A 21,713-nucleotide genomic window follows, 5' to 3' on the forward strand; every position below is an offset into this window, starting at 1 on the left:
ACTCCTTATCCAATCGTGATTTTTTCCTGCGGCAGCTTTGCATTCCCCACTTTTTTGCTGGAAAATGTCGCATAAATGAGGGTAAGACCGCCGACTCTGCCCAGATACATGAGCGTGATCAACACCATTTGCGATGGAATGTGCAGCTGCGGTGTAATACCAAGTGTCAATCCCACCGTCCCGACCGCCGATGCCGTTTCATACAGGCAGGCAGACAGCGGAAGATTCTCATATGCGCTGATAAAGACAGCACCGCCAAAGAACAGCATCAAGTACATCGTCAGAATGGTCGCGGCGGTCTTGACGGCGCTGCAATCGACTCTGCGTCCGAAAAATTGGACATTATCGCGCTGGCGGAAGGTTGCAGTGGCATTGGCAAGCAGAACCGCCAGTGTCGTTGTTTTCATGCCGCCTGCTGTAGAACCTGGAGAACCGCCGATGAGCATCAAAAGGATTATTACGCCCTGTGATGCACCGGACATCGTGGAAAGATTTACCGTGTTGAAGCCCGCTGTCCTCGGCGTAACAGACTGAAAAAAGGATGCCAGCAGCCGGTTTCCGGCGGGAAGCGTGGAAAAGTCTGAAAAGAAGAAAAACATAGCAGGCAGAAAAATTAAAAAACCTGTCGTGACCAGAATCACCTTGCTCTGCATTCGGTAGCGATGAAACCGCCACTTGTTTTCAAAGATGTCATCCCACGTCAGAAATCCAATACCGCCGATCACGATCAGCAGCATAATCGTGATATTGATTACCGGGCTGTCCGCGTAGCCGGTAAGAGATGGATAGCGGTTGCTTTCTGTCCCAAGAATGTCAAACCCGGCATTGCAAAAAGCGGATATGGAATGAAATACCGCCATCCAGATGCCGCGCCATCCATAGTCCCGGCAGAATACCGGCAGCACGGCAAGCGCTCCCAGCAGCTCAATCAGAAACGTCCCTCGCAGGATGAAGCGTGTCAGACGGACGATTCCGCCGACCTTTGGTGCTGAAATTGCATCCTGCATGGTGCTGCGCTGCATCAGAGAGATTTTTCGCCCGGACAAAAGCGCAAACAATGCTGCTGCGGTTACGACACCAAGACCACCAATTTGGATCAGTGCCAGAATAACCACCTGCCCAAAGGTTGACCAGTAGCTGCCTGTATCCTGCACTACAAGCCCTGTCACGCAGACGGCAGAGGTCGCAGTAAACAGCGTTTCATTGAATGGAGTAATATTCTCTCCAGTCGTGGAGATCGGCAGCATCAGCAGTAGCGCTCCGAGTAGAATGACCCCGGCAAACCCTAATGTGATAATTTGAAAAGACGAAAGGCGGCGCTTTCGTCGAATAATCTCTTCAGGCATAAAGACAGCTCCTTATTTCTGTGATGGTCATATTATACAGCTGGAGATTTTAAGAGCGGATAAGGGAGATTTACGACGTATTAAGATTGAATAAAGATGAGGAGATGGCTTATTTCAATCGCTTTATTTGCGGAAGTGGACAATTTCAAAGAAAATGGCAAGGAGAATATGAACGATAAAATAAGGCGCCTGATCAAAGTGGGGTGCGAAGGTTGAGGGAGGAATTACGATGAAGAACCGGAAAAGTGCGCCGAGATATGAGTAGGATGCTGGAAAATATGTGTTTCTGGTTGTATACTGTGTATATGAATAAAATCGGGGAGTAACTATCAGGTAAGTTCGCTCGGAATCGTCTGGAAAAATTTCGGGTAAACGGAGAGGAGAAAGAGAGGATAGAAGTTTATGAAACTGGGATTTATTGGAACGGGAATCATTACGACGTCCGTCGTGACTGGATTCTGCGAGAGCGGAATGGAGAATCTGCAGATCGTTGTATCGCCGAGAAATAAAGAACGGGCGCAGATGCTGCATGAGAAATACCCGGAGATCGTGTCGGTCGCGGCGGATAACCAGGAAGTTGTGGATCGGTCGGACTGGGTCTTTGCGGCGCTCCTTCCGAAGGCGGCGGAAGATATCTTAAAACCGCTTCATATCGGACCGGAGAAGAAGTTTATCAATCTGGTTGCAACGCTGAGCTTAAAGCGCATCGAGGAAATGTTTGGACCGAGAGAGATTCTGGCGGATGTTGTGCCTCTGACCTTCGCAGCGAACCGATTCGGACCGGTGGTGATTTACCCGGATATCCCGGAGGTAGTCGATCTGATGAGTCACGTCGGCAAGCCGGTTCCGGTCGATACGCCGAAGCAGATCGCGATCCTTAGGAGCACGACGGGCCTGATGAGCGCTTACTATATGCTTCTGACCGTCATTATCCAGTGGTGTGAGAGAAACGGGCTGGATGAGCCATCCGCACGGGCATACATCACCGAATTTACTGGGGCGCTGTCCCGCAAGGCAGCGACGTGGGACGGGGATCTGGAAGACCTTGCCAGAGAAATGACACCGGGAGGACTGAACTGGATGGCGCTGACGCATCTGGAGGAAAAGGATGCGTATACGCCTTGGACGGAGATTCTGGGGCCGATTTTGGAGAAGGTTATAAAAGAATAGAGTCGAGGTGGAAAAACTCGGGGCGCACATTTCTCACGCCCCGAGTTTTTCTTTTAATTAAAGTGTGAGTATTCTAAAAAAGTAGTTGCTTTTTTTAAGAAGGAATGATAGTATATAGAAAACACTTTAGTACGCTACCATGATAGCAAGATAAACAAAAGTGATGGGAGCTATAACGGCAGGATATAGACGAGCGGGTGATTGTCCGGCAGATTTTGTTGAGGCGGGGCGGTTGCGGCGGCAGTTGAGAGGAGATAGAGCATGAATTTAGAGATTCAGAGCCTTCGGAGGGCGGAGGCGGCGACGCTTCGCCTGAGAGGTCTTTATGAGAGCTATGGATACCGCAAGTACCGGATGGGGCGGTTTGAGGAATATAGTTTGTATGCAGCGAATAAAAGTTTCCTGCTGGGGGAAAATGTGCCGACATTTACGGATCTGGACGGACGCCTGATGGCTCTCAAGCCGGACGTGACGTTGAGTATCGCGAAGAACACCAAGGCAGATAAAAATACGTGCGAGAAGGTCTATTATCTGGAGAGTGTGTACCGTGAGAGCAAGGAAAGCCACACTTACAAAGAGATCAGCCAGATGGGACTGGAGTGCATGGGCGGCGTGGATGACTGCGTGATCGCGGAGGTGCTGGCGCTGGCGCTAAAGAGTCTGGCGGATTTTGAGACGGACTATGTGCTCAAGATTTCCAACATGGATTTCGTGGTGGGACTGATGGAAGAGCTTCCGGTCAATGCCGATCAGAAAGATATCATTTTAGGGCTGATCCGGACGAAAAACCGCAGCGGGCTGGAAAAACTGTGCGCGGATCTGGCACTGCCGGAGGGCGATACAGAGAAATTGATGAAGGTTTCCGGGCTGTACGGAGAGTTTGGGCGGGTGCTGGCAGAGGCAGGTGCGATCGCGGATACGCCGAAAATGAAGGAGGCGGTTGCACTTTTATCCCGCCTGTATGAGGTTCTGGAGGTGATGGGACTGGGCGGACAGCTTGACAAGGTGCGGCTGGACTTCTCGATGATCAATGACATTGAATATTATAACGGTATTATTTTCCAGGGATTTTTAGACGGTCTGGCACGCCAGGTTCTTTCCGGCGGCCAGTACGACGGTATGATGGCAAAATTAGGAAAGAAAGCCGATGCGATCGGATTTGCCATCTATTTAAAAGAGCTGGAACGCCTGCCGGAAAAGAGCATCCGCTACGATGTCGATGCGCTGGTGCTCTATGAGCCGGATGTCGATGTAGTGCGCCTGTGCCAGGCGGTTGAAAGCCTGCGCCGTCAGGGACTGCGTGTGCGGGTGGAGAAAGCTGTGCCGGAGGATCTGCGTTACTGCTATCTGTACCGGTATGACGGACGTCTTTCCCTGGAAGAGGACCGGGAAACTGCCTTTCAGGAGAATGGAAAGGAGGGCGCGAGATGTTAAACATAGCACTGCCGAAGGGAAGACTGGGCGATCAGGTGTATGAGCTTCTGGCGTCGGTCGGATATGACTGCAAGAGTATTTACGACGAAAATAGAAAACTGGTGTTTGAGAACCCACAGACGGGTGTCCGCTACCTGCTCGTAAAGCCGAGTGATGTGGCAATCTACGTTGAGCACCATGCGGCAGACGTCGGAATCGTCGGAAAAGACATTCTGATGGAGAGCAACCCGGATGTATACGAGCTTCTCGATCTGGGACTTGGAAAATGTCGGATGTGCGTGGCTGGAAAAGAGGATTACGTCGAGGACAAAGACCGACCGGTGCGCGTGGCAACGAAATTTACGAATATTGCGAAAGAGCATTACGCGAAGCTGGGACGCGATATTGATATTATCAAATTAAACGGAAGCATTGAGCTGGCGCCGATTCTGGGACTTTCGGACGTCATCGTGGATATTGTAGAGTCGGGCAGCACGATCCGTGAAAATCACCTGAAAGTGCTGGAAGAGTTCCTGCCGATCAGCGCCCGTTTCATCGCCAACAAGAGCAGCTTTGAGTTTAAAAACAAGCAGATCACCGAGATGGCGGAGAAGCTGAAGGGCGCGGTGGAAGCACACCAGAAGAAAAAGGAACAGGAAAAGAAAGAAAAAGAAGCAAAAGAGAAAGCGGAGAAAGAAACCGCAGCAGAAGATAAAAAGGAGGCGTAGGCAGACATGAGCCGTTTTTTGAGCAAAGCAAGCGAATCACTTCTTCCGTATACACCGGGTGAGCAGCCGCAGGGGCGGAAATTTATCAAGCTGAACACAAACGAATGCCCGTATCCGCCGAGCCCGAAGGTTGCGGAGGCGATTCTGGCGGGGTATGAGGTAAATTCTTCTAAAATTATGCCGCTGGAACTTGCAAATTTACGCCTTTATTCGGATCCGGAAGAGCGCGTCCTCATCGAGGCGATCGCCGACCACTACGGCGTGGGAACAAACCAGGTCATCGCGGGCAATGGTTCCGACGAGATTTTAGGTTTTGCATTCCGGGCATTCTGCGACCAGAACGCGCCGCTTCAGTTCGCGGATCTGACGTATGGCTTTTATCCGGCACTCTGCGGGCTCTATGGAATCCCGTTCAAGGTAGTTCCGCTGGAGGAAGATTTTACCTTAAATATCGAACCGTATAAAAATTGCGGAAATAATGTGATCATCGCCAATCCAAACGCTCCGACAGGCATGAACCTGCCGCTTTCTGCGATTGAGGAAGTAGCGGCGTCCAACCCGGACCGCGTTGTGATGGTGGATGAGGCGTATGTGGATTTCGGCGGCGAATCGTGTGTATCATTGCTTCCGAAATACGAAAATCTGGTGATTATCCAGACCTTTTCCAAATCCCGCAGCTTAGCCGGCGCGCGCGTCGGATTTGCCATCGCAAACCCGGAACTCATCGCGGATATGAACCGGATCAAATACAGTTTTAACCCGTATAACGTCAACCGCCTGTCGATTCTGGCTGGCGCGGCGGCGATGCGCGACTGGGACTACACGAAAGAATGTACCGGGCGCATCTGCAAAACGCGTGAAAAAACGACCGAGGCGCTCCGGGCACTTGGATTTACTGTGCTGGATTCGAAGACCAACTTCATTTTTGCCAAGAGCGGCGATATGCCGGGAAAAGTCTATTTTGACGGACTGCGCGAGGCAGGAATCCTGGTAAGACGCTGGGACAGCGAGCGGATCAAAGATTACGTCCGCATTTCCATCGGATCCGAGGAAGAGATGGAAACGTTTGTTGAGGAGACGAAGAAGCTGGTGGAAGCGGCGAGAAGTGCAGTTGTAAGATAGGCTGGAATTCAATAGGTTCACGCATTTACTGTGGGAACCGTATGAAAATGCTGGCAGCATGGTTTTTGTAGATGGGGCAGCTGTGAATAAGAAAGGAAGGCTGGCAGAAATGTCAAGAGAACGCAAGATTTCATTAGAACGAAACACGGCAGAGACGAAAATCAGCCTGTCGATTGATTTAGATGGAACGGGAAAATATCAGGTCGATACGGGCTGCGGATTTTTAAACCATATGCTGGAGCTCTTTGCCAGACATGGACGGTTTGACCTCACATTGAAATGTGACGGAGATACGCAGGTCGATTACCATCATACGACAGAGGACATCGGAATCGCCCTGGGACAGGCAATTTTAGAGGCGCTGGGTGATAAAAAGGGCATCCGCCGTTATGGCAGTTTCCTGCTTCCGATGGATGAAACACTGGTAATGACGGCGCTCGATTTAAGCGGACGTTCCTATCTGGTCATGGATGTGGAGATTCCGACCGAAAAAGTGGGCGATTTTGATACCGAGCTTGTAAAGGAATTTATGATTGCACTGTCCTCCAACAGCCGGATGACGCTGCATTTTAAAATGTTCCACGGCGAAAACAGCCACCATATCATCGAGGCGATGTTCAAGGGACTGGGACGCGCGCTCGGCGAGGCGGTGTCGATCGATGAGAAGTACCGGGACGAGATTCCATCGACAAAAGGGGTATTATGATCTAAGATAAAAGTAAGTATAACAAATCTATTTAATAGGTTTATAATGATTCAGCAGGTTCCTGCGTTGACTGCGGGAACATACATGAATTGATATAGGAGGCTGCAAATGATAACAATTATTGACTACGGCGTGGGAAACCTGTTTTCCCTCAGTTCCTCCCTCAGTTACCTGGGACTGGAAAATAAAGTCAGCCGCGATCCGGAAGATTTAAGAAAAGCGGATCACATCATTTTACCAGGCGTCGGCGCGTATGGCGATGCGATTGCGAAACTGCGCGGATCCGGAATGGCAGAGCCGCTGCTGGATGAAGCAAAAGCAGGCAAACCGATCATGGGAATCTGCCTCGGAATGCAGCTTCTCTTTGATAAAAGCTATGAATACGGCGAGCATCAGGGTCTGGGACTGATTCCGGGCGTGATGGCAGACTTAAAAGAAGACATTCCGGCAAACCTAAAAGTGCCGCACATGGGTTGGAACAGCCTGCATCTGACGGAAAAAGGAAAGAAGCATCCGCTGTTTAAATACAGCAAAGAGGGCGATTACGTCTACTTTGTCCACAGCTTCTATGGAAAAGATTGTGATGAGAGTCTGCTGGCAACCTCGGAGTACGGCATTCCGGTCACGGCGTCCGCGGCAAATGAAAATGTCATGGGCTGCCAGTTTCATCCGGAGAAGAGCGGGGAAGTGGGACTGCGGATTCTGAAGGCGTTTTCGGAGATATAATTAATAGAAAAACAAGAAAGGTAACTGTTTTTTCAGGCTTGTAGATTGGATTTAAACAGTTATGGAGAGGAAACGGACATGGAGCTATTTCCGGCGATTGATTTGCGGGACGGCAAGGCGGTGCGCCTGGTGCAGGGCGATTATAACCAGATGACAGTATTCAGCGACCGGCCGGAGAAGGTGGCGCTGGGATTCAAGGAGCAGGGCGCGAAAAACCTGCACGTGGTCGATCTGGACGGCGCGAAAGACGCGGCGCTGGCAAATTTTGACACGATAGAGAAGCTGATTAAGACAACGGGATTATTTGTAGAAGTCGGCGGCGGCATCCGCAACGAGGCATCCATCGACAAATACCTGTCGCTCGGAGCCGGACGCGTGATTCTCGGCACGGTGGCGGTCACAAATTATCCATTTGTCGAAGAAATGGTCCGCAAATACGGCGATAAAATTGCAGTCGGTGTGGACGCGAAGGATGGTTTTGTGGCGACTCACGGGTGGCTTGAGACGAGCGAGGTAAGAGGCGTTGACTTTTGCCGCCGCCTGCGCGATACGGGAGTGAAAACGGTCATTTACACCGATATTTCCCGCGATGGAAAGATGCAGGGAACGAACCTGGAGCTTTATAAAGAATTATCGCAGATTGAAGGGCTGGATATCGTGGCGTCCGGTGGAATCAGCAGCCTCAAGGAGATTGAGATCTTGAAAAATGAGGTGTATGGTGCGATTTTAGGAAAAGCGCTGTATCTGGGTGCGATTGATTTAAAGGAAGCACTGAAATATTCCGTTTAGGAGAAGCGCCGTATAAAAAGCGGCAAAAAAATCATTCGAAGCGTTCGAATGAATAATCAGAAAAAGAAATCAGGAGGGAACGGCATGATTTCAAAACGTATTATTCCGTGTCTGGATGTAAAGAACGGGCGTGTCGTGAAAGGCGTCAACTTCGAGGGAATCCAGGATGTGGCGGATCCGGTCGAGATGGCAGAATTTTACAACCAGAGCGGCGCGGACGAGCTGGTATTTTATGATATTACGGCAAGTGTAGAAGGAAGAAAAATCTTTACCGACATCCTGACTGAGGCGGCAAAACGGGTTTTCATCCCGCTGACGGTCGGCGGCGGCATCAGCACGCTGGATGATTTCGACCGCGTTTTAAAATGCGGCGCGGACAAGGTCAGCGTCAACAGCGGCGCGATCAAAAATCCGGAGCTTATTACCGAGGCGGCACACCGCTACGGCGATCAGTGTGTGGTGCTTTCGATGGATGTTAAACGTGTTGGAGACGAATACCACGTATTTAAGCAGGGCGGGCGTGTCGATACAGGCATTGATGCGCTGGAATGGGCAGAATCCGGCGTCAGACGCGGCGCAGGCGAGCTGGTGGTCAACAGTATCGATACGGACGGTGTGAAGCAGGGATTTGATATTCCGATGCTTTTGGAGATCGCGAAGCGTGTCGATGTGCCGATTATTGCATCGGGAGGCGCGGGAAAGAAAGAAGATTTTTTAGACCTCTTCCAGTATCCGCAGATCGACGCGGGACTGGCGGCGAGTATTTTCCACCGGAAGGAAGTAAATATTAAGGAACTCAAGCAGTATTTGGCGGAGAATGGGGTGGAGATGCGGTTGATCTAAATCGCATAGATTTCCCAAAAGTTTGAGGGCGGCGCTTTTTCGTGAGAGGGACGGAAAACAGGCATCCAGAAACTTCCGAAAAACGCTTTCGCTCTTGCGCCTACGCAGCGGTGCTAAGTTCGAAAAGACCTCACTAAGCACCGGCGTATGCGATGTTTTCTACAGTTTTTGGATGCCTGTTCTCCTGTGGAGCACGAAGGAGAGCGTCGGCGCTGCGCTGATCGTACGAAAACATGAGCCAGCAGGCAATTTTTAATGGAATTTTGCGCGTGACTGTGAAGGTACTGAACAGTTACGATGTAATTAAAATTTTATGTGATAAGGCAGGATAAAAATATGAGTGAGAATATCAACGAGATTGCAGGCGTAGAGCCGTCGTTTAAGATTGATGAGTTAAAGTTTAATGAGAAAGGTCTGATTCCGGCGATTGTGCAGGATCATTATAGCAAAAAGGTTCTGATGATGGCCTGGATGAATAAGGAGAGTCTGGAGATCAGCCTTCGTGAGAAGAAAACCTGTTTTTACAGCCGCAGCCGTCAGGAACTCTGGAGAAAGGGTGAGACGAGCGGGAATGTGCAGCATATTTCCAGTATTTATGCGGACTGCGATAAGGACACCTTGATTGTCGAGGTAGTCAAGGAAGGTCCGGCATGCCATACGGGCGCGGAGAGTTGCTTCTTTGATCCGGTTTACCAGAACGAGGAGATCACGCCGTTTTCCTATGAGGGACTTTACGACCTCATTATGGGACGTAAGACGAATCCGAAGGAAGGAAGCTATACGACTTACCTGTTTGATAAAGGTCTGGACAAGATTCTGAAGAAAGTCGGCGAGGAGTGTACCGAGGTTATCATCGCGGCAGCGAAGAAAGACAAGGACGAAACGATCTACGAGCTGGCAGATCTGTGTTACCATGCCATGGTTCTGATGGCAGACGCGGGCATCAGTGTAGAGGATGTGACGAAAGAGCTGGCGAAGCGGCATGTGGTGGATCATAAGGTGAAGCAGGAGTATATGCGGTAGAAAGCTCTTTTAAGTTTTTGGAGAGTGACGAATATAGTAGAAGGTAAGAATGGGCTATTGCGGATGCAGGTGTTTGCAATAGCCTATTTTTATACGAAAATTATATATATTAAGTGTATGGAATGCCTGGAGAATCAGGTTAAAAATAGGAGTGCAGAAGGAAAAAATGAAATTTGTGAAACAGCAAATGACAACAGATGCTGTTTCGCAAAATATAAGAAAAATGATATGGTCTTTTTTAATGATATGTGCACTCAATTTTAAATTTACAATGTAAAAAACATAGTTTTTACGAGAATGGACGTAAATAAGAATCAAATTTTGAGCACATTGAGAATCAAATTAAGTTTAAGTCTTGACGAAGTGGATGGTAGATGCTATACTAGACGTGGATTTAAGGAGGGAGATTCTCAGATGGCACAGTCGGCTGAAAAAAATATAAAGGAAAGAAGTTCACTGTATCCCATGTTTTCTATTAAAGAAATTGTGGATTTCATTAATGAAATTGTAAAAATCGGTGGAAAGCGTGTATCTATCAATACTATTGCAAGTGTTCTTGGATTTAGCGTGAAGACAAATTCCTTTCGGGCAAAGATTAGTACTGCAAAGCAGTTTGGATTGATTCGAGGTTCAAATGGAGCGGTTGAACTGACAGAACTTGCCAAGCGGATTGTCTATCCGGTTAATGAATTAGATACCAGACGCGCTATCGTAGAAAGCTTTTTATCGGCTCCGCTATATCGTAAGATCGTGGAAAGATATGAAAACCAGGCCCTTCCTAGTCAAGATAAGCTTAGTAATATACTTCTTTTAGAATACAATCTAACGAAAAGCGCTAAGGATATTGCCGCTGCGAAATTCATTGAAAATGCAGAGCAGGTAGGAATACTGAAAAACGGCATTATTCTTTTGGAATCAGATGAGAATGATATTGACTCCTTTGAGGATGAAAGTTCTTCTAAAGATTCTAAAGAGGTTAGTGAAAATAGTACCGCTGAATCCAAAGAGGAAGTTCTGACGTCGATGGAGCCGTCGGCGTATTGTTTTACAATACCAACACTTTCTGGTTCTGTGGCAAAGGTTATCATTCCCCAGAATGTGACCGAAAAAGATTTAGATTTCATCACACTTTACATTGAAAACATGTTACCCACTTTTATTTCCAACTTAAAAGAAGAGTTGGAAAAATAAAAGCAGACCACCCATAGGTGTTCTGCCTCTTGAATCTGTGTTGCAGCACAAATTCTGCCGACGAGTATGCCGGGATACGTATTTACATTTTTAAATGTATCATACTTTGTCGGGGATTTCAAGAGGAACCTTCAAAAAAGGAGGTGACCGCCTTATGGATAAGGAATATGTCTTAGTATATACTCCATATATTACTCGTAAGGGCGTGCGCATCTGGGCTTCACAATATGGCCTCAAGGTGTTCTGCCTGCGAATCCCTCGCGAAAAGTATCGCGGCTAATTGATGATCAAGATTCTATTCCGGCATAGAATCTTGATTTTTTTTGTAATTGAGAGAGACGGATAGAGTAATTATGAAACATAAAATCAATAAAATAACGGAAAAATCACAAAAATGTTGATATAAAAATCAGAAATTTGTATATTATATAAAAAGAAGGTACAAAACATGTTGGTGCAATTTAAAATGAAAAACGTTCTTTCCTTTAAAGAAGAAACGATTTTTGATATGACAGCAATCAGCGCTTATAAAGAGCACCGTCGAACCTGATTGATATAGATACCAAGGAAAAATTCCTGCGGGTAGCAGCTATTTATGGCGCCAATGCCAGCGGAAAGTCCAATTTCGTGTGGGCACTACAGCTTTTTCGGTGGATTGTTTCCCAATCTTTGAACAATGTTGATGACGGAGCTGAGTCCGTACTCAAAAAATGCAGTAAACCATTTTCTTTTGAAGAGAACAAAGGTAATTCAGAATTTGAGATTGTACAGATTCTGCGGGACGAGGAGTATCAGTATGGGTTTGAGTACAATTCTGAGAAGATCGTGATGGAATGGCTGTACAGAAAGAGTTTAAAGATAAACCGTAAAGTGACGATTTTTGAGAGGACGATGCAAAAAGTAAATTTAGGGGTGTCCGTTAGAAAAGAATGTGAAGCTTATAAAGATCAAATTCCACCAGAGACATTATTGTTATCTTTCTTTAATAAGCTCAAGTTAAAAACAGGTATTTTTAAAACGGTTTATTCAGGAATTACAGATGTACTGGTTTTTATGTCGGATGACTATGAAGATACAAGGTTTTTAGATGCTCTTTTACCTAAGGTGATTGATGGAAAAAAGGAAAAGTTATTAGAGTTTCTTACCGCAATAGATATTGGAATAAAGGATATTACTTATAAAGAAAAAGAAACGCTGTTTTTTACATTTCATAAAGGGGCGGATGGGGAATTATATCCTTTGAATTTATACGATGAGTCAGAAGGTACAATCAAGAGTATCATGCTTTTTATCCATGCACATATGGCAATTATCAATGATTATGTACTGGTGATGGATGAGCTAAATGTAAAATTACATCCATTGTTGTTAAAATTTTTTATTGATTTATTTTATGATAACAATTCAATGGCTCAGCTGATTTATACTACACATGATACGACATTAATGGATAAAAAATTCTTCCGAAGGGACCAGATTTGGTTTGTACAGAAAGACGAGCTGGGACATTCGGAATTATGTGCGCTTTCGGACTTTAAGGTGCGTTCCGATGCATCATTTGAAAAGGATTATCTGGCGGGGGTATATGGAGGAATTCCATTTCTTAAGGAGTTTTCCTTGAAAGAAGGTGAGTAAGAAGAGTATGTGTCAGCTGTGTAATGGCAACCGCATGGTTTTATAAGGCAGAATTAGTGCGGTATTATGGCAATTTTCTTGTGTTTTCTGTATGGAAATGTTACAATTAAATTGGAGAGCATTTCATTTTACAGTTACAAGGGGGAGTTATTATGAAACGTTTTAAAAAGTTTGGAACTGCGCTTTTATCCTGCATGATGCTGACGACATCGTTCGCGACTGTCTCAAACATGACGATGATTACAGCTGAGGCGCATCCGGGACGGACGGATGCACAGGGCGGACATCATGACTACAAGAATAAGAGCGGTCTGGGAAGTTATCATTATCATTGTGGCGGCCATGAGGCACATCTTCATCCAAATGGAGTTTGCCCGTATAAGAATGGGGCGGTTTCGAATGGAAATACGTCCGGTCAGACGCAGACTCAGACACAGGCACAGTCCGCAGGTAATCAGAATCAGGTAGCGGAACAGATGAACATGTATCAGCCGGTGTTTGATGCAAATTATTATTATATGAATAATCCAGATTTGCAGTCGGTCGTTGGCTTGGATTCGCAAAAGTTATTTGAGCATTTTTATACGTGCGGTATGGCAGAAGGACGCAGGGCATCGGAGAATTTCGATGTCAGTGTATATAAGGCAAATAACCCGGATTTGGCGGCAGTGTTTGGAGACGATTTGAAGGCTTACTATACACATTATGTGCAGAGTGGGCAGTTGGAGAACCGGGTTTGCAAATAAAAATAGGTGATGGAAGAGAAAAGCCGTGCGGTTGTGTAATAAAGCCGCATGGCTTTCTATTTTCGCTTTTCTAAAACCAACTTCCGCATCCTTCGTTTCATGGAAGACCAAAACGGGGGCGGGAAAACTGCCCTGTTCTAGAGCTTAGAGAAAGCTGAAAGCATATCTATAAAAGTTAACTGTCCATGTTTCTTTTCAATGTGATACTTTCCAGTATGAAAAACATTTAAAGCATATATGGTTAAACCTATTTTTTTCATGGCATTGGCCTCCGAGGTAATATTTATAAATCTGTAATTTGTAAATGCTAACAAGCCAATTATAGAACTTATGTTCTGCGATGCCAACTGAGTTCGCTATCAGTCCGATATGTATTTCTAAGTAAATATAGAATTTTGCCTTTGTACCCTTTATTTTAAATCAACTCCCGCAAGAAAAAAGCAATCTGCGATCCTCGATTTACCATATACTCCAGCACCGTCTGAGTCTTCAAAGCCAGTTCCACATCGTTCCTGAAATCCATGCGATGGCGTGATACAAAAAGGCCGACGTACTCTTCCATATAATACAAGGTTTGCTGATAAAGCGGTAACTGGCAGTCAGGATCGCGCGTGACCAGTTTATACATCCAGTCGATCCCGTTTTCAAGATAAGGTTCCCGCCCAACGGTATAGAGCAGCCGGGAAATCGCGTAGAACAGGGCTTTGAGACTTCCTGATTTGTCGATAAAATCGTCAAAGAAAGCCGCGTTTCCTTCTGGAAGGAAGGCGCATCGGTGAACATCGGATCTCCAGGGAGAATTGCCAAATAAATAGCTGATAATCACCTTGTCCAGTCCATAAGGATGGCGGTTATCAAAAGAAACCTGTGGTTTGCTGCTTAATGCAAGAAAGTGAGGTTTCAGTAATTCCCATACATTCCAGAAAGCATCTGTTTTCCCGTTGATATCCTGTATCCGGATGAGCTCGGTGAGCAGATATCCTGAGTTATCATTTCGAGTCAAATCTGCATATTGGAAAAATGCATCGATCAGGTTAGTCTGCTTTGTCTGTTCACAATGGAGCAGAACATCTGCCAGCCAGGAAACATAGTTTATTGTATAGCCAGAAAGCTCCCTGCGTTCGGCGCGTAAATCCCTGTTATCTGTAAAAACAAGTTCCATGACAAGATCTTTTGTTGCGTCCGCGAATTTAAATGCCTCTGCTGCTTGGGGAGAGACCAAGGAAAGAAGCGTGAAAATCGTCATATTCTGGAGCTTGGAAAAATCAAAGTCGGTTATATCAACTGAGTCTTTCGCAAGCGCACAGGCAACTACATCCTCATTCTGTTTGAAAAAGTCATCGCTGGAAAATGACTCATTTTTCAAAAGCGCGTCTTCATATGAATCGGCGAGGAGTGAAAACAGATATAGGAAATGCCACGCAGCATTCTGGCTGTGCGCCCAGATGGTTGACGCGATTCCGTTCACGATACGGCTGTTGTAACTCCAGTCATTCAGTGCCAATTTAAGAAGCAGGCACAGAGGATTTTCGTCATTTATGGCGTTTATATTATCTTCATTGCTTAAAAGAACCAGTCCAACGGCAATCGCATCGATTCCATTTCCAGCCTGAACGATTTCAAAGTGAGAAGCGTGTGCAAATAAATCAGCAATAGAGAAAATGATACATTCGCATAATGTCCGATCTTCATGTGACAATGTTTCCTTAAAATCCCGAAGTAAAACAGCACTGGTGTAAGATGCGATCGCGGTAAAGCGGTGCACGATCACAGATATATCGTCGGAAGTGAGTTCCTCATTGCGAACTTCAGCGTTCATATATGCCCAGATTTCGTTCAGCTCTGAGCAAATGGTGCGGACATTCTCATACTTTTTATATTCCCGGAATTTAACGTCATGGTGGAATTTATAATCGCTCCATAACTGTAAATCCATATATTTCAGATGAGGTTCATAGGCGGCAGCGCTCTTCTGGCTTAATGCTTTCATGTCTTCTGTAAAATCAGGGAGAACCGTACAGAGTGTCTGCCCGTGCTCATTTTCCCGAACATCAACAATTTCCTGATAATGTCGTAAATCCATCCGGTAATAGGCAAATTTGTCATTGGATGACCAGGTATCGATATCGGCAGCCGCTCGGTCAATCGCTTGATAAAGTGTTTGTTTTCGGAAATTGAAGGCTTCTGTTGAAAGACCGCTGGAATTTGTTTGATACGATAAAATAACTTCTTCCAGACGTTTTTTCCTGAAAGGAAGCCGGTTACTTTCTAGCCGTTCTTTTTCAAGAAGATCTTTTCCGGTCAACAAAAAGGAAGCTGAGGATTCGGCGGTAAAGCGGTATGAATCCAGATGAAACAGTTCTTTTGTACGCAGAAGCTCACAGGCAATCTCAAATAATTTATCTGGATAAGCTTCTGCGGCGCTGACGATCACGGAAGTTAACATAATATTGCGGGACTTCTGCAGGATATAGCGGCAATAATTAACAACAATAAGAGTTTCTGAATGCTCGATAACCATAAGAAGCCATTTTTCAAACCCCATCAAGAGACTAATCAGAAGATTTGGACCAACCGAAGTTCCGCGGTACATTTTCCAGAGTCGGTCAGATGCAATTTGTTCTACAGGTATATCGTTTACATAAATAGTAATGTTTGTACATTCCCCATAATCCTCATTTAAAGATGAATGTGCGTAGGAATTACCAGCTTGATTGCAAAAATCAATTAACCAATCAGTTGCAAGATTTTGTTCGGCTTGCAGCAATGGGATAATTGGTGTTGCATAAGCACTTGCGGTTTGGTACCAAAAGTCCAGATGAGGATTTAAACCGAAATCTTCTTCAACGTCAGGATGTGCGTAATGGGTACGAAGAGTCATATTGGAGCGAACCCACAATTTTGCCATCAGATGAAGCGCGATTTCAGGCATTGCAGCTGGAACCATTCCATAATGATAAATATCCGATACAGCGCATTTTGCCAGGTCCGTATACATACGGGGAAGAGGAGGATGATTTTCATCGCCTTTTTTTTCGTCTATTACCATTTGAAAAAGGGATTTTAAGGGTCCTTGAATCATCCATGCAGAATTTACCAATACATCCTGCAGCTTTTCTGCCTGCCCTTTTTCAAAGGTATACCGCAGATCCTTGTCATTGGCTATTTTTTGAAACAAAAATACTCCGATTTCTCCCGCCATGCGGGTATTTTCTGATTTGGCATGAGCGAGGTGTTTGGTCCAGGAATCCAGTACCTCAATGATGGTGGAAATCAGACGTTCATCCCAGAGGATTGTTTCTTTCTGCTCTAACAAAAAAGCAAACAAAGCCTGCCAGGCATAGCCGGACGGCTTGGAAAGGCGAAACGGAATCAGATTTCCAGTACTCCAGTATTGTTCCCAGTTCTCTGCGGCGCGGCAGCAGGTGTTGATTAAAATGGCAAGTTTTCGTAACAGCTCATAGTTGTTTGCAGCCATCTTTTGTGTCAGCTTTTGATAAACTTCTTTTAAAGATTCCGTGCTGATAACCGTTAAGAGAATCTCATCTTTCCATATCCGCTCTACCTGTTCGCAGTCGAGAAGGTGGAAAATAAGCTCCTGATGGGTTGGAACAGCGGCAAAATCAGCCAGCCATCCGCGAAATAGCTTTCGGATGCGGAGAGAAGGGTGGAAATCGGCAAAAAACTGCTCATTCAGGGTATCATGCCGGTAGCGTTCAGTAAAAATATGGCTGACAACCAACTCTTCAAATACATCATGGCTGTGCAAATATCTTCTGGCATCGTTGCTCTGGAACAGCACACCACTTTTCTCCAGCTCAGAAAGTGCCTCGGAATCATCCGCTGCGAGAATCTCATAATAATAAATCTCATTTTGAAGCATTTTCGTGGTCAAAGAAATAAGAGCCGTTTCCCTTCTGGTTGGCAGATTGTCCTTCCGCTTCCGGTTGTTACGGATGATATCATTCCAGATCTTTTCCTCGAATGCCTCACGGTTCAAAGAACGCATCGATTCATCCTCGAGGTTTCCCAGAGCCAGATATAAGCCCAGATAGAAAGGCGCACAGAGCAGATCCAGCAGCCGCTTGTCCTGTGGCAGCTGAAAACCATAGGTATGGGATAAAGTGGACAGTTTATCAGAGTCAACCGGTTCGACATGATAGGTCTGAACCTTGCTACCGTGTAATAGGGAGTTTTGAAAAGAATCCCGGTACGCGGTTCGGAGTGTCAGAATGATTTTCCATCCAGCTGCCATAAAGCGGTTCAGGATATCCTCAAACGTTTCCTGATATTCACAAACAAAAAACTTTTCGGCTGCATCGATATAGAGCACACGTGTGTCAGCCATTTTGTATACATCGATCACTTCATCCAAATTTAATTCGCCATAAGGGGTTAAAAAATTTAGGATATCATTCACATCCAGATCGGTACTTTTAAAAGCGAGGAATGCGCAGTCATTTGTAAGTCCATCCGTAAGTTGTTTTACCAGAGCCGATTTTCCGGAACCGGCAGCTCCGTCAATGAGCAAAACAGACATAGCTGAATTTAGAAACGATCTAAGGTTCAGCTGTGTATGTTCCAGCGTAATATCGTTTTCTTTGTATCTTACACTGGTGTGAATATGATCAAATATTTCTTTTTTGTGTTTTTCAAGATTTTCACAGCAGGTCTGTACGGCAGAGTCCACCTGAAAAAACACATTGCGGCAAATGGTAAGCTGCTTATCCAGCATCAGCTGCGCTTCCAGATTGCTGGGAACCCGCCAGACAAGCTCAATGCCAAGCTCTTCAGCGACTGCTTCCACTTTTTTCTGATAGGAGGGCATGATATCGTCCTTTTTAGAACTGGGAGAAAACTCACGGCTGATATAAAAATAAAGCGTTGTAATACCTGGATATCTCTGTACGGCTCCCTTGACAGCACCGATCAGTTCCTGTTCTTTGGAAGACATGGTAACACTGTCCGCATAGTATTTCGACTGGAAGCCAATATAGCGATCGCCCACATGAATGGGATTTGTCTCAATATGGGGCTGGTTGAAATAGCGGAAAATACCATAGGGCTGCTGGAATTCATGGCAGAATAGGTAGTAGGTGAGGGATTCGAAGGCGTGTTGGGGATTGGTGGAGTATTTGTAGTTAAATGCGGTCCAGTTGACGGATGTTTGTGGGATCATGGGTGAGAGCCTCCTTTGGGTGGTGTGATAAGGGTATTGTAGCATAGGGGGGAAGGGGAGGGAAATGGGAAAAGCGGAGATTTGATGGAGTTATTGAAGGAATCAATGATTATGTGGATTTTCAAACAAGTAATATTGCGGATGTAGAAAAAGAATTTCATTGTGCAGTTGACGATTACCTTATATTTTGCAGTGAAGTTGGAAAGGAACCTGAAAAGGAATATAAAGGCACTTTTAATGTCAGGATTAAGCCAGAATTACATAAAAAACTGGCTTTTAAAGCGTTAGAAGATGGCGATTCTTTAAATAAAGCGGTAGAAAAAGCAATTGCTGTTTATTTATCGGATGGCAGAGCAAATGATATAAATAAAGATATAAAAGAACTTGTGAAAATGAGATAAAAGAAAGCAATATTAATAATGCACAAAAATACCCAAACAAGATTATAGACTTTAAAAATTCTACTAGCATAAAGAAGGGATAGAAATGACAATGTTTAATGAATACTTTACTGGAAATTGTTCTATTTCGCTAGAAAATGTTAAGTATGAAAAGATAAATGAATTTGGGGGGAAATCAAATATATAATCGAATAGTAATCTCTTGCAAATAAAAAGAAGTTTATGTGTTAAAAAGGAGTATTGTAATGGCGGCTAATAAGAAAAATAATATTAATGTTGATAGACCAATAATTCAATCAAGTGGATACAATGGAAGTGAGCCTGTACATATTTGTCCGAATTGTAATAAGCCAAAACCAATCAGCGAATTTGGTTTCCGTAAAATGGGAAATGGTCAAATTAGAAACCAGTCCTGGTGCAAAGACTGTAGATAAAGCGGGGTGAAAACTCCGCTTTTATCTTATTAAATTAATTTAAGAATTTCCTAAACATTCCTTCCCACAAACTTCTATTGAATCCCCCCACAAACCGTAGTATAATAAACTAGACTTCGCATAGGCACAAATCCTCTAAAATCAGGGCGTGCCGGATGCGGACGCATGAAAGCGCGTTAAGAGACGCAGAATAAGAATCAAAAGCACGTGGAGTAAGCTGCCTGTGATCAATGTCATGGTCAGACGAAAGATGGAACATAGGATGGATCGAGATCGTATCCGGGCAGCCAGAAGGCGGCTCCGGGATGGCGAAGCATACCCATTGTGCACCTGAAAGCAGAGAAAGTGCAAAGGAGAGTGCGATATGTGGTATGTGATCCAGACACAGACAGGCAGGGAACAGGAGCTGACAGAATGCATCGAACGCGTTTTGAAAGGAAATGGATACCGCGCCTGTTTTGTGATCGAGCAGGAATGCGTCTGGCGCAATGCCGGAGAGTTTCTGGCTTACCAGAAACCGCTCTTTCCATCCTATGTCATCGCGGACACCGATACGCCGGAGGAATTCTTTCTGGCGTTAAAGCGGGTCCCGAAGCTTTCCAAACTCCTGCGGACGGACTGTGAATTCTGGTCGATTCGGGAAGAAGAGAAGAAACTGCTCTGCCAGATGATGGAGTTGGATGAATGTCTTGTCCGCCGCTCCTTTGTCACCCTCGACGAAGACGGCAACATCCTAACTGCCCAGGGACCATTATCCTTCTTCCTGGACAAGATTGTACGCAAGCGCATCCGCAAGCGGATCGTGACGGTTGAGGTCGAGCTTCTGGGAGAAAAGCGCAGGATAGAATTGGGAATCCGTCTGCCGGAAGATAAGTAAAAGAAAGGAACCAAAACACAAAAGCATGAATCAATTTGAGCAATACAAGCGCCTGATCAAGCTGGGATTTGCCCTGATATTGGTCGCGCTTCTGACAGGACTCTATGGCGTCATCTGGATTAACTGGTACAATAAGATCATCTGGGCGCCGTTCTTCCGCAGGGGTAACTGGATGATGATATTCATCTATGGACTCCTGCTTATTTTCTTTATGCAGCTGTACGGCGGATTTAAGATAGCGCTCCTGAAGCGGGGCAATCTGATCTACTCGCAGATACTGGCGGTGGTAGTCACCAATATTATTACGTATTTCCAGATCAGCGTGCAGGATAAGAAATTCACGGCACCGGCGCCACTGGTGGTCAATCTGATAGGGGCGCTTGTCATCATCCTCGCGTGGACGATGACATTTCTCTGGCTGTACCGGGGCATGTTCCCGCCGAGAGAGCTGCTGCTGATCTCCGGCGATCACTCGGATTATCATTTGATTGAAAAAATGAATGCGCGGGAAGATAAATACATAATCAGTCAGATTGTCAGCTACCACGAAGGACCGGAACGCATCAAAGCGGAGATCGCCAAATACGACAGTGTGATTGTCGGAGATATACCGGCTCATGAGCGAAACTATATCATCAAATATTGTTTCGGCCAGAATATCCGGACATACAGCGTCCCGAAAATATCGGACATTCTGCTTCGCAGCTCGGTGGAACTGAATCTGTTTGATTCGCCGCTGCTTCTGTCGCGGAATAATCAGGGACTGCAGATTGAGCAGGAAATTATGAAACGGATCATCGACATCGTCGGATCACTCATCGGAATCGTTATCACGATTCCGATTTTTTTGATTGTAGGAATCTGTATTAAGATGACCGACGGCGGTCCGGTGATTTACCAGCAGACGCGCCTTACAAAAAACGGAAAGAAATTCCAGATATATAAATTTCGTACCATGGTGCAGAACGCGGAAGCGGACGGAAAGGCACGGCTGGCAAGCGAGGACGATCCGAGAATCCTGCCGATTGGCCGGATACTGCGGGCAACCCGCCTGGATGAGCTGCCGCAGATCTACAATATCTTAAAAGGCGATATGTCCATCGTTGGACCGCGCCCGGAACGCCCAGAGCTGGCGGCAGAACTGGAAAAAGAGATACCGGAATTTTCCTTCCGCCTGCAAGTCAAAGCCGGTCTGACCGGCTACGCGCAGGTGTATGGAAAATATAACACGACCCCTTATGACAAGCTGAAACTGGACTTGACGTATATACGCAACTATTCAGTGCTGGAAGATCTGAAGCTGATTATCATGACGCCGAAGATTATGCTGATGAAGGAAAGTACGGAAGGAGTCAAAGAAGAACAGCAATAACGGAATAAAAAG

Annotated in this window: 21 protein-coding genes; 18 read left to right on the forward strand and 3 right to left on the reverse strand. The window is 45.7% G+C overall.

All coding sequences use genetic code 11. The features are described 5' to 3' along the window. Window positions 1-5 precede the first annotated feature (5 nt). Window positions 6-1,346 carry a potassium transporter TrkG gene (locus DW720_RS00855; RefSeq protein WP_118482493.1) on the reverse strand — a complete coding sequence of 447 codons (1,341 nt, stop codon included), beginning with the start codon at window positions 1,344-1,346 and terminating at the stop codon, window positions 6-8. A gap of 402 nt (window positions 1,347-1,748) precedes the next feature. Here DW720_RS00855 and DW720_RS00860 point away from each other — a divergent pair, with 402 nt between their 5' ends. From DW720_RS00860 to DW720_RS00920, 13 genes are all read left to right on the forward strand, one after another. Next, on the forward strand, window positions 1,749-2,516 hold the full coding sequence (locus DW720_RS00860) for an NAD(P)-binding domain-containing protein (RefSeq protein WP_107000889.1): 768 nt from the start codon (window positions 1,749-1,751) through the stop codon (window positions 2,514-2,516). A 261-nt stretch (window positions 2,517-2,777) separates the two neighbouring features. Then, entirely contained in the window at window positions 2,778-3,950 is a 1,173-nt protein-coding gene (locus tag DW720_RS00865) for an ATP phosphoribosyltransferase regulatory subunit (protein ID WP_118749152.1), read from the forward strand. After that, the gene (gene hisG / locus DW720_RS00870; RefSeq protein WP_022360496.1) at window positions 3,944-4,657 is read left to right on the forward strand and encodes an ATP phosphoribosyltransferase; all 714 of its coding nucleotides are present in this window, start codon (window positions 3,944-3,946) and stop codon (window positions 4,655-4,657) included. The genes DW720_RS00865 and hisG overlap by 7 nt, the downstream gene beginning before the upstream one ends. Window positions 4,658-4,663: 6 nt before the next feature. Then, a complete protein-coding gene (gene hisC, locus DW720_RS00875) occupies window positions 4,664-5,779 on the forward strand; it encodes a histidinol-phosphate transaminase (protein ID WP_118524365.1) in 1,116 nt (371 codons plus the stop codon). Window positions 5,780-5,888: 109 nt separating this feature from the next. Beyond that, on the forward strand, window positions 5,889-6,485 hold the full coding sequence (gene hisB, locus DW720_RS00880; protein ID WP_118493391.1) for an imidazoleglycerol-phosphate dehydratase HisB: 597 nt from the start codon (window positions 5,889-5,891) through the stop codon (window positions 6,483-6,485). A gap of 108 nt (window positions 6,486-6,593) precedes the next feature. Continuing rightward, the gene (hisH, locus tag DW720_RS00885) at window positions 6,594-7,211 is read left to right on the forward strand and encodes an imidazole glycerol phosphate synthase subunit HisH (protein WP_022360499.1); all 618 of its coding nucleotides are present in this window, start codon (window positions 6,594-6,596) and stop codon (window positions 7,209-7,211) included. A 78-nt stretch (window positions 7,212-7,289) separates the two neighbouring features. Further along, window positions 7,290-8,000 (forward strand): 1-(5-phosphoribosyl)-5-[(5-phosphoribosylamino)methylideneamino]imidazole-4-carboxamide isomerase, encoded by a 711-nt coding sequence (hisA, locus tag DW720_RS00890; RefSeq protein ID WP_118471643.1) that lies wholly within the window; start codon window positions 7,290-7,292, stop codon window positions 7,998-8,000. A gap of 84 nt (window positions 8,001-8,084) precedes the next feature. Then, on the forward strand, window positions 8,085-8,843 hold the full coding sequence (gene hisF / locus DW720_RS00895) for an imidazole glycerol phosphate synthase subunit HisF (RefSeq protein WP_117796566.1): 759 nt from the start codon (window positions 8,085-8,087) through the stop codon (window positions 8,841-8,843). A 336-nt stretch (window positions 8,844-9,179) separates the two neighbouring features. After that, on the forward strand, window positions 9,180-9,866 hold the full coding sequence (hisIE, locus tag DW720_RS00900; RefSeq protein ID WP_118742756.1) for a bifunctional phosphoribosyl-AMP cyclohydrolase/phosphoribosyl-ATP diphosphatase HisIE: 687 nt from the start codon (window positions 9,180-9,182) through the stop codon (window positions 9,864-9,866). Window positions 9,867-10,280: 414 nt separating this feature from the next. Then, window positions 10,281-11,057: a hypothetical protein gene (locus tag DW720_RS00910; protein ID WP_117796563.1), complete on the forward strand. Its 777-nt coding sequence runs from the start codon at window positions 10,281-10,283 to the stop codon at window positions 11,055-11,057. Between the two features lie 154 nt (window positions 11,058-11,211). Continuing rightward, window positions 11,212-11,337, forward strand: a complete 126-nt coding sequence (locus DW720_RS16105) for a hypothetical protein (RefSeq protein ID WP_270224331.1) — start codon at window positions 11,212-11,214, stop codon at window positions 11,335-11,337. 311 nt (window positions 11,338-11,648) lie between these two features. After that, window positions 11,649-12,692 (forward strand): ATP-binding protein, encoded by a 1,044-nt coding sequence (locus tag DW720_RS00915; RefSeq protein ID WP_347560693.1) that lies wholly within the window; start codon window positions 11,649-11,651, stop codon window positions 12,690-12,692. A gap of 152 nt (window positions 12,693-12,844) precedes the next feature. After that, the gene (locus DW720_RS00920; RefSeq protein WP_118742757.1) at window positions 12,845-13,438 is read left to right on the forward strand and encodes a YHYH domain-containing protein; all 594 of its coding nucleotides are present in this window, start codon (window positions 12,845-12,847) and stop codon (window positions 13,436-13,438) included. A 137-nt stretch (window positions 13,439-13,575) separates the two neighbouring features. Here the strand turns inward: DW720_RS00920 and DW720_RS16110 are convergent, their stop codons facing one another. Both DW720_RS16110 and DW720_RS00925 read right to left on the reverse strand, forming a co-directional pair. Continuing rightward, complete coding sequence (locus DW720_RS16110; protein WP_279221033.1) at window positions 13,576-13,698, reverse strand: hypothetical protein; 123 nt, start codon at window positions 13,696-13,698, stop codon at window positions 13,576-13,578. 155 nt (window positions 13,699-13,853) lie between these two features. Next, window positions 13,854-17,447, reverse strand: coding sequence for a hypothetical protein (locus DW720_RS00925; RefSeq protein WP_147355497.1), 3,594 nt, complete (start codon window positions 17,445-17,447; stop codon window positions 13,854-13,856). Window positions 17,448-18,062: 615 nt separating this feature from the next. Between DW720_RS00925 and DW720_RS15595 the strand changes: the two genes are divergently transcribed. The 5 genes from DW720_RS15595 to DW720_RS00945 all read left to right on the forward strand — a co-directional run bounded on the left by DW720_RS15595 (window position 18,063) and on the right by DW720_RS00945 (window position 21,701). Continuing rightward, window positions 18,063-18,527: a hypothetical protein gene (locus DW720_RS15595; RefSeq protein WP_147355498.1), complete on the forward strand. Its 465-nt coding sequence runs from the start codon at window positions 18,063-18,065 to the stop codon at window positions 18,525-18,527. 203 nt (window positions 18,528-18,730) lie between these two features. Next, on the forward strand, window positions 18,731-19,018 hold the full coding sequence (locus DW720_RS00930; RefSeq protein WP_243023737.1) for a type II toxin-antitoxin system HicB family antitoxin: 288 nt from the start codon (window positions 18,731-18,733) through the stop codon (window positions 19,016-19,018). A gap of 245 nt (window positions 19,019-19,263) precedes the next feature. Beyond that, window positions 19,264-19,452 (forward strand): hypothetical protein, encoded by a 189-nt coding sequence (locus DW720_RS00935; protein WP_118742760.1) that lies wholly within the window; start codon window positions 19,264-19,266, stop codon window positions 19,450-19,452. Between the two features lie 364 nt (window positions 19,453-19,816). Next, window positions 19,817-20,329: a transcription termination/antitermination NusG family protein gene (locus DW720_RS00940; RefSeq protein ID WP_118742761.1), complete on the forward strand. Its 513-nt coding sequence runs from the start codon at window positions 19,817-19,819 to the stop codon at window positions 20,327-20,329. Window positions 20,330-20,354: 25 nt separating this feature from the next. Then, a complete protein-coding gene (locus DW720_RS00945) occupies window positions 20,355-21,701 on the forward strand; it encodes an exopolysaccharide biosynthesis polyprenyl glycosylphosphotransferase (protein WP_118749153.1) in 1,347 nt (448 codons plus the stop codon). Window positions 21,702-21,713 lie beyond the last annotated feature (12 nt).

The organism is Clostridium sp. AM27-28 (genome assembly GCF_003480955.1).
In the GTDB taxonomy this organism is placed as follows: Bacteria; Bacillota; Clostridia; order Lachnospirales; family Lachnospiraceae; genus Otoolea; species Otoolea fessa.